Origin of the sequence: Clavibacter lycopersici (assembly GCF_003576405.1) — a bacterium.
Lineage (GTDB): Bacteria > Actinomycetota > Actinomycetes > Actinomycetales > Microbacteriaceae > Clavibacter > Clavibacter lycopersici.
Genome location: NZ_QWGT01000278.1, coordinates 1 through 3,286, shown reverse-complemented (window position 1 = coordinate 3,286; position 3,286 = coordinate 1). Strand labels below are relative to the sequence as shown.

Below are 3,286 nucleotides of genomic sequence, written 5' to 3'. Positions count from 1 at the left end.
AACATGCCGCCGAGCGCCCAGCTCGCGATCATGCCGCCGACCACCGCGGTGAACACTGAGCGCGCGGCGCGCGGCACGGCGACCGACGGCACGAGCGACCGCAGGGCGCCCGCGCGGCGCGGCTGGCGCTCCGGCACGAACGCGACGGCGACGCCCGCGCCCACCATGAGCGCCGCGAGCACGACGAACACCGTCTCCTCGGGCGCGGGCCCGTAGGCGACGAGGAACCCGCTGCCGAGCGCGCCGACCGTGAGCGCTGTCGGCGGCACGACGCCGTTGAGGAAGGCGGCGAGGCCGGAGCGTCGCTGCGGCTGGTGGTCGATCATGCCGGCGCCGAGCGCGCCGGTGGCGAGGCCGATCGCGAGCCCCTGGAGGATGCGGGCGATCACGAGGGCGAGCCCGTCGTGCGCGAACGCGAAGACGAGCATCGCGACGGTGGAGACGGCGAGGGCGCCGAGGATCACGGGGCGGCGGCCGATGTGGTCGGAGAGGCGGCCCGCGGTGAGCAGGGTCGCGAGGAGGCCGGCGACGTAGACGGCGAACACCACCGTGAGCACCACGGGAGGCAGCGCCCACTCCTCCTGGTACACGGGGTAGAGCGGCGACGGCGCGGCGCCCGACGCGACGAGCACGAGCAGCGTGAGCGCGTAGACGAGGAGGCCGGCGGCGGACTCGCGGCGGGCGGGCGCGCCCTCCGCGATGAGCGGTGCGGTCTCGGTGCTGCTGGTCGTCATGGGCGCTCCTCGCGGTGGGCGGATCCCCGCGGGGCTGCCGCGGGACGGGCCGCTCCCCGTCGAGCGCGCGGCCCTCGCGGGCCACGAGGAGGGGCAACGGCGGACCGCTCGCGGGAATTCCCCGGCCGGGGGTCACCTAGGCTCGTGCCGTGGCCCATCTGCTGGGAGCCGAAGCGCTCCACCTCGAGTTCCCGACGCGCGTGATCTTCGACGACGTGACCATCGGGGTGAACGAGGGCGACCGCATCGGCATCGTCGGACGCAACGGCGACGGCAAGTCGACCCTCCTCTCCCTCCTCGCCGGACGCCTGGAGCCGGACTCCGGCCGCGTCACGCGCCGCCGCGGCGTCACCATCGGCGTGCTCGACCAGAGCGACACCCTGCCCGACGGCCAGACCGTCGGCGAGGCGATCGTGGGCGGCATCGACGAGCACGAGTGGGCGGGCAACCCGCTGGTCCGCGACGTGATCGACGGCCTCGCCTCCGACGTGCCGTGGGACGCCGACGTCGCCCAGCTCTCGGGCGGCCAGCGCCGCCGGGTCGCGCTCGCGAAGCTCCTCATCGGCGACCACGACATCCTCTTCCTCGACGAGCCCACCAACCACCTCGACGTGGAGGGCATCGCCTGGCTCGCCGGCCACCTCCGCCGCCGCTGGTCGCCGAACTCCGGCGGCCTCATCGTCGTGACCCACGATCGCTGGTTCCTCGACGAGGTCGCGAACTACACGTGGGAGGTGCACGACCGGCTCATCGAGCCGTTCGAGGGCGGGTACGCGGCGTACATCCTGCAGCGCGTCGAGCGCGACCGCAGCGCCGCCGTCTCCGAGGCGAAGCGCCAGAACCTCATGAAGAAGGAGCTCGCGTGGCTCCGCCGCGGAGCGCCCGCGCGCACGGCCAAGCCCAAGTTCCGGATCGAGGCGGCGAACGCCCTCATCGCCGACGAGCCGCCCGCGCGCGACACCGTCTCGCTCGCCTCCATGGCGATGCAGCGGCTCGGCAAGGACGTCGTCGACCTGCTCGACGTGTCCGTCAGCTACGGCGAGAAGCAGATCCTGAAGGACGTCGAGTGGCGCATCGCGCCCGGAGAGCGCACGGGGATCCTCGGCGTGAACGGCGCCGGCAAGTCCACGCTGCTCTCGCTCGTCGCCGGGACGCTCCAGCCGACCACCGGCAAGGTCAAGCGCGGCAAGACCATCAAGGTCGCCGTGCTCACGCAGCAGCTCGACGAGCTGAAGGACGTGCTGGACGATCGCGTCTCCACCGTGATCGGCCGCCAGCGGACCACCTACGTCGCGGGCGGCAAGGAGATGACCCCCGGCCAGCTGCTCGAGCGCCTCGGCTTCACGAGCGCGCAGCTGTCGACGCCGGTGAAGGACCTCTCGGGCGGCCAGAAGCGCCGCCTCCAGCTCCTCCTCATCGTGCTCGACGAGCCGAACGTGCTGATCCTCGACGAGCCCACCAACGACCTCGACACCGACATGCTCGCCGCCATGGAGGACCTGCTCGACTCGTTCCCCGGCACGCTGCTCGTCGTGAGCCACGACCGGTACCTCATCGAGCGGGTCACCGACCAGCAGTACGCGGTGATGGGCGGCAACCTCCGCCACCTCCCCGGCGGGGTGGAGCAGTACCTGAAGCTCCGCTCGCAGCCCGGCAACGCCGAGAAGGCGACCGTCGCCCGACCCGACGAGGTCGGCGGCCAGGCGACCGCGACGCTCGGCGGATCCGGCGGATCCCAGCTCCAGGGCGCCGAGCTGCGGAACGCCCAGAAGGAGCTCGCGAGCATCTCGCGGAAGCTCGAGAAGGCCGACCTCCGGCGCCGCCAGGCGCTCGACGCGATGGCGGCGCATGACCCCAACGACTACGACGGGCTCGGGAAGCTCAACGAGGGCGTGCGCGCCATCGAGGCCGACGTCGAGGCGCTCGAGAGCCGCTGGATGGAGCTCAGCGAGCTGCTCGAGGGCTGATCCGCCGGCCGGTCAGTAGGCGAGCAGGACGTCCGGCGAGCTCAGCGTCAGGGTCCCGTCCGGGGCCCAGACGACGCTGAGCCCGCCCCCGGCCATCCGGATGCTGCCGTCGAAGGCGCGTGCCGGGACGTTCGCGATCCATGTCACCTCGAGGCCGGAGACGGCCAGCTGCGCGGGCGGGGCGCATGACGCGACGCCGGAACCGGGGCTGTTCCCCGTCGCGGGGGCGGATCCCGTCCACGGGTACACGAGCAGGCACGAGTCGCCGGAGATGGTGCGCGCCACGTAGAGGCCCACGCTCGTCTGCACGCCGCGGATGGAGGTGAGGTCGATGTCGCCGCCCGGCGAGCGCGGCGGCGTGTCGGCGTCCTCCTGCGGAGCGGCGAGGATCCCGTCGACCGCGAGGGGGGCCGAGGTGCGGCTGATGTCGGTGCCGAGCAGCGAGCGCACGCTCGCGGGACCCGGCGGCTCCTCGGCGGCTGCCGCGTCGGTCGGCGCGGCGGACGGCGTCGTCGTCGCGTCGGCGGACGGCGACGCGGATCCACCCATCGCGGCGGCGATGCCCGCGCCCGCGAGCAGCCCGAC

At 73.6% G+C, this 3,286-nt stretch carries 2 protein-coding genes and 1 pseudogene; 1 reads left to right on the top strand and 2 read right to left on the bottom strand.

All coding sequences use genetic code 11. The features are described from left to right. Window positions 1-734: MFS transporter (locus DZG00_RS13825; RefSeq protein WP_147360016.1), on the bottom strand; the 734-nt coding region annotated here is incomplete at its 3' end. A gap of 149 nt (window positions 735-883) precedes the next feature. Between DZG00_RS13825 and DZG00_RS13820 the strand changes: the two genes are divergently transcribed. Continuing rightward, window positions 884-2,701: an ABC-F family ATP-binding cassette domain-containing protein gene (locus tag DZG00_RS13820; protein ID WP_119382945.1), complete on the top strand. Its 1,818-nt coding sequence runs from the start codon at window positions 884-886 to the stop codon at window positions 2,699-2,701. Between the two features lie 12 nt (window positions 2,702-2,713). Here the strand turns inward: DZG00_RS13820 and DZG00_RS17050 are convergent. Then, a pseudogene (locus DZG00_RS17050) lies at window positions 2,714-3,286 on the bottom strand (hypothetical protein); the annotation flags it as partial.